At 72.1% G+C, this 4526-nt stretch carries 7 protein-coding genes; 5 read left to right on the top strand and 2 right to left on the bottom strand.

Annotation, left to right across the window (positions count from 1 at the left end; genetic code table 11):
* The 3 genes from A6Q79_RS16120 to A6Q79_RS16110 form a co-directional block, all read left to right on the top strand.
* The coding region (locus A6Q79_RS16120; RefSeq protein ID WP_317698768.1) for a pyridoxine 5'-phosphate synthase at positions 1–270 on the top strand (270 nt) is incomplete at its 5' end.
* Between the two features lie 62 nt (positions 271–332).
* Positions 333–500: a hypothetical protein gene (locus tag A6Q79_RS16115; RefSeq protein WP_317698767.1), complete on the top strand. Its 168-nt coding sequence runs from the start codon at positions 333–335 to the stop codon at positions 498–500.
* A 77-nt stretch (positions 501–577) separates the two neighbouring features.
* Positions 578–1285 carry a GAP family protein gene (locus A6Q79_RS16110; protein ID WP_067854100.1) on the top strand — a complete coding sequence of 236 codons (708 nt, stop codon included), beginning with the start codon at positions 578–580 and terminating at the stop codon, positions 1283–1285.
* Between the two features lie 25 nt (positions 1286–1310).
* Here A6Q79_RS16110 and A6Q79_RS16105 read toward each other — a convergent pair whose 3' ends face one another.
* Both A6Q79_RS16105 and A6Q79_RS16100 read right to left on the bottom strand, forming a co-directional pair.
* Entirely contained in the window at positions 1311–2768 is a 1458-nt protein-coding gene (locus A6Q79_RS16105; protein WP_067854103.1) for a trehalose-6-phosphate synthase, read from the bottom strand.
* 74 nt (positions 2769–2842) lie between these two features.
* The gene (locus tag A6Q79_RS16100; protein WP_067854106.1) at positions 2843–3886 is read right to left on the bottom strand and encodes a Gfo/Idh/MocA family protein; all 1044 of its coding nucleotides are present in this window, start codon (positions 3884–3886) and stop codon (positions 2843–2845) included.
* A gap of 73 nt (positions 3887–3959) precedes the next feature.
* Here A6Q79_RS16100 and A6Q79_RS16095 point away from each other — a divergent pair, with 73 nt between their 5' ends.
* Positions 3960–4256 carry a DUF3263 domain-containing protein gene (locus tag A6Q79_RS16095; RefSeq protein ID WP_067854109.1) on the top strand — a complete coding sequence of 99 codons (297 nt, stop codon included), beginning with the start codon at positions 3960–3962 and terminating at the stop codon, positions 4254–4256.
* Positions 4257–4270: 14 nt separating this feature from the next.
* Positions 4271–4526: hypothetical protein (locus tag A6Q79_RS16090; RefSeq protein WP_317698766.1), on the top strand; the 256-nt coding region annotated here is incomplete at its 3' end.

Below are 4526 nucleotides of genomic sequence, written 5' to 3'. Positions count from 1 at the left end.
GGGGAATACGCCCACGCCTTCGAATCCGGCGACAGCGAGCGGACCGCCCGCGAGCTGAAGCGCATTGCTGATATGGCCGCTCTTGCTGCCAAGAACGGGATCGAGCCGCATGCGGGCCACGGGCTGACGTACGAGAACGTCCAGCCGATCGCCGCCATTCCCCAGCTCGCGGAACTGAATATCGGACATTACCTGGTGGGCGAGGCGGTTTTCGTCGGCCTGGAACAGGCAGTGCGGCACATGCGCGAATTGATGGACGACGCGCGCTGATGGCGAAAGCCTCGTCATCGCGGGACGGTGTGCTGGCGCTCGCCGCAGCGATTCCGTTTCTCTTGAGCCTCGCCCTGCTCGGCTTCGCGGTGGCGCCCTACATGATCAGCAACTTCGCCATGGCGGGTGAGGTGGTCGTGCCCGAGCGGGTGGGCACGGCCATGACGCTGCTCGCCGGGGCCACCGGGATCGGCTACGCCCTGGGCTCGACGCTCGTCCGTACGGCCTGAGCGATCCGGCACGCGCCCGGCTGCCGCGACCGCCACCGGATGTGGCACGGTCGTGACGTCGAGGAGAGGGAGGCGTCGTGACCTGGGCCGTGCTCGGTGGGCTGGTGCTGCTCGCCCTCGTCGACAGCACGAGCGCCGGCACGTTGCTGCTCCCGCTCTGGATGCTGGTCGCCCCACGGGTGCGGCCGAATCGGGTGCTGCTGTTCCTCGCCACGGTGGCGGTGTTCTACGCGGCGGTCGGCGTGGTGCTCCTGCTCGGCGTCGATGCCGTCCTCGACGCGGTCTCAGGCGCCGGAGACGCCCTCGCCCGCAACCGTCCGCTGGCCGTGGTGCAGCTGCTGGTCGGCGCGGCGCTGTTCTGGTGGAGCTGGCCCCTCGAGCGACGTGCCAAGGAGCGCGGTGGTCCGAGCCCGCGCGCCGTGCGGTGGCGGGCGGCGCTGCAGGGCGAGGGGGTGCCGGCGCGCACGACGGTGCTCGTCGCGCTCGTGGCGACCGTCCTCGAGCTGGCGACGATGCTGCCCTACCTCGCCGCGATGGGCCTGCTGTCGCGGTCCGGCCTCGAACGACCCTGGCAGCTCCTCGTGCTGCTCGGGTACGTCGCTGTCATGGTGCTGCCGGCCCTCGTGCTGCTCGCCCTGCGTCTGGTGGCGGCGCGCCGGGTGGAGCCGTGGCTCGAGCGCATCGACGCGTGGATGACGGCCCGCAGCGGCGTCGCGATGAGCTGGATCGTCGGCCTGGTGGGCTTCCTGGTCGGTGCCGACGCGCTGTCGCGCCTGACGACCTGAGCCGTCCCGGACGTCGCCGTCCTCGTCAGCGGCGCCGCGTGGTCGTCTCGGGGTTGTCGCGCGCGGGTCGCGGCGTCTTGTCGTGCGTGTGGCGCACGGTGCGCAGGTCGTCGAGGAAGCGCGTGGCCCACAGCTCGATGTCGTTCTCGACCACCTGCTTGCGCATCGCCTTCATGCGGCGGGTGCGCTCCTTCTCGGGCGCGCGGATCGCCTCGAGCAGCGCCTCCTTGAGACCGTTGATGTCGTAGGGATTCACCCGGTACGCCTGGCGCAGCTCGGCGGCCGCCCCGGCGAACTCGCTCAGCACCAGGGCGCCGTCGTCGTCGTAGCGGCACGCCACGTACTCCTTGGCGACGAGGTTCATCCCGTCGCGCAGCGGCGTCACGACCATGACGTCGGCCGCGCGGTACAGCGCCGCCATCTCCTCGCGCGGGTAGGAGGCGTGCAGGTAGGTGATGGGCTGCGCGCCGATCCGCCCGACGTCGCCGTTGATGCGACCGACGAGGCGGTCGATGTCGTCGCGCAGCAGCCGGTACTGCTCGACGCGCTCGCGCGACGGCGTGGCCACCTGCACGAAGACGGCGTCGTCGACGTCGACCGCACCCTCGGTGACCAGCTCGCCGAACGCGCGGAGCCGCTGCCGCAAGCCCTTGGTGTAGTCGAGGCGGTCGATGCCGAGCAGCACGCACCGCGGGTTGCCGAGGCTCTCGCGGATCTCGGCGGCGCGGGCGACCACCTCGGGTCGGCGCGCCATCTCCTCGAACCCGGCCGCGTCGATCGAGATCGGGTAGGCGCGGGCCGTGACCGTCCGCCCGTCCTCGAGGTAGACCGTGTCGCGGTGCGTCTTGTGCCCGACCCGCTGACGCACCAGGCGGACGAAGTTCTGCGCCGCCCCCGGGAGCTGGAAGCCGACGAGGTCGGCGCCGAGCAGCCCCTCGAGGATGGAGCGGCGCCACGGCAGCTGCTGGAAGAGCTCGTTGGGCGGGAAGGGGATGTGCAGGAAGAAGCCGATGCGCAGGTCGGGGCGCAGCTCGCGCAGCATCTGGGGGACGAGCTGCAGCTGGTAGTCCTGCACCCAGACGACGGCGTTGCGCCGCGCGATCCGCGCCGCCTTCTTGGCGAAGCGACGGTTGACCTCGACGTAGGACTCCCACCACTCGCGGTGGAACTCCGGCGGGGCGACGACGTCGTGGTACAGCGGCCAGAGCGTCGCGTTGGAGAAGCCCTCGTAGTACTCCTCGTACTCCTGGCCGGTCAGGTGCACCGGCACGAGGGTGATGCCGTCGTGCTCGAACGTGCGCAGCTTCTCATCTGGTGCGCCGTGCCAGCCGATCCACGCGCCACCGTTGCGTCGCATGACGGGCTCGAGCGCCGTCACGAGACCACCGGGGGAGGTGCGCCAGGTGGTGCTGCCGTCGGGCTGGACCACACGATCGACGGGCAGCCGGTTGGCGATCACCACGAAGTCAGCCGTTGCCGCCATGCCCCCACCCTAGGGGGTCGCGCCGACGTCGCCCCTCGACGACGCACCTCGACGTCACGCGCGTCGGCGTCGGGTCAGGCGCGCGTGCGGACGCCGACCTGCTCGAGGATCGTGTCCATCAGCTCCTGCAGCTGCACGGTCGCGTCCAGCGGCAGCAGGTCAGACTCGGTGCGTCCCGCGCGCAGGCACGCGGCGACCTCGACCGCCTCGTGGGCGTAGCCCCGGCCGATCACCGGGACGTCGATCGTCTCGGCGTCGTCGCCGCGCACGAGGGTGAACGACGTGGGGTGGTGGAAGCGCCGCCCGATCTCGATGCGTCCCTCGGTGCCGGCCACGGAGGCCGTGTTGTCGGACTGCGCGAGCTGCGTCCACGCCAGGCTCGAGACGGGCTCGACCCCACGATCTCCGCACCCGTCGTGCACCAGCGTGGCCCCGCCGGCCACGTCGAAGCCGCGCTCGTGCAGCGCCCCTGCGGCGGCGACGGTGTGCGGCTGGCCGAGCAGCAGGTGCGCGAACGTGAGCGGGTAGATGCCGATGTCGAGCAGTGCGCTCGCACCGAGCTCGGGCTCCCACAGCCGGGCCACGTCGGGGTCCGCGACGAAGCCCAGCTCGGCCCGCACCTCGCCCAGCTCTCCCAGCGCGCCGTCGCCGACGAGCCGCTGCACCTCCCGGATCACGGGGTTGGTGCGCATCCACATCGCTTCCGCGAGGAACAGACCGCGCTCGCGTGCGTGCTCGACCAGCCGTCGGCCGCTCGCGGCGTCGAGGGTCAGCGCCTTCTCGCACAGCACCGCCTTGCCCGCGTCGAGGCACAGCGTCGCGTCCTCCAGGTGGCGTCCGTGCGGGCTGGCCACGTAGACGACGTCGACCTCGGGGTCGGCCGCGAGCTCCTCGTAGCTGCCGTAGCCGCGGGCGTCGGCGGAGCCGTGCTCGGCCACGAAGGCCCGCGCCCGCTCCACGTCGCGCGAGCCCGCGGCGACGACCTCGTGGTCGTCCAGCAGGGCCAGGTCGCGGGCGAAGCTGCCGGCGATCTTGCCGGTCGCGAGCACGCCCCAGCGCAGCGGGCGGTCGGCGGGGACGGGCGCGGCAGGTACGGGTGCGGCGGGGGTCGGCGACATGTCCCACGCATACCAGACGATCCCGTCGCCGAAGCGAATGACAGGCGTGTGATTCCTGGGTTACGATCGGGCCATGAGTGCAGCGGAGCAGCCGACCCACGAGACGGCACGCCCCGGCGACACCCTGACCGAGCGCGATCTGGAGATGCTCGCGATGGAGCGGCTGTGGTGGCAGTTCGCGGGGGCCAAGGAGCAGGCCATCCGCGAGAAGTTCGACATGTCCGCCACCCGCTACTACCAGCTGCTCAACGCGCTGATCGACCGCGACGACGCCCTCGCCTTCGACCCGCTGCTGGTCAAGCGACTGCGTCGGCTGCGGGCCCAGCGCCAGCGCAGCCGGTCGGCGCGACGCCTCGGCATCGACCTCTGAGACGCGGGCGGCTGGTGTCCGACCACCGACGCACGGTGACGCGCCGGGCGTTCGTCCTGCCGTCCTGGGCGCTCGTCACGTCCGCCGTCGTCGTCCTGCTCGGTGCCGGCTGGCTCGGCTGGATCGTCGTCGAAGGCGACGACACCGCAGCCGTCGCCGCGCCGACGTCGAGCCCCTCGAGCACGACCAGCCCCACCGCCTCGGCCTCGCCGAGCGCGTCGCCCAGCCCCACGCCCAGCCCGACGCCGAGCAGGACGCCGAGCCCCAGCC

Source organism: Aeromicrobium sp. REDSEA-S32_B7 (assembly GCF_001626145.1).
Taxonomy (GTDB): Bacteria; Actinomycetota; Actinomycetes; order Propionibacteriales; family Nocardioidaceae; genus Aeromicrobium; species Aeromicrobium erythreum.
Note: the sequence above shows the minus strand (reverse complement) of the source record. Positions and strands in the feature narration are given on the sequence as shown.

Excerpts from the sequence above, each read along its gene's own strand:
- A6Q79_RS16100 (WP_067854106.1), bottom strand. The coding sequence starts at position 3,886 with ATGTCGCCGACCCCCGCCGCACCCGTACCTGCCGCGCCCGTCCCCGCC.
- A6Q79_RS16105 (WP_067854103.1), bottom strand. The coding sequence starts at position 2,768 with ATGGCGGCAACGGCTGACTTCGTGGTGATCGCCAACCGGCTGCCCGTC.
- A6Q79_RS16095 (WP_067854109.1), top strand. The coding sequence starts at position 3,960 with ATGAGTGCAGCGGAGCAGCCGACCCACGAGACGGCACGCCCCGGCGAC.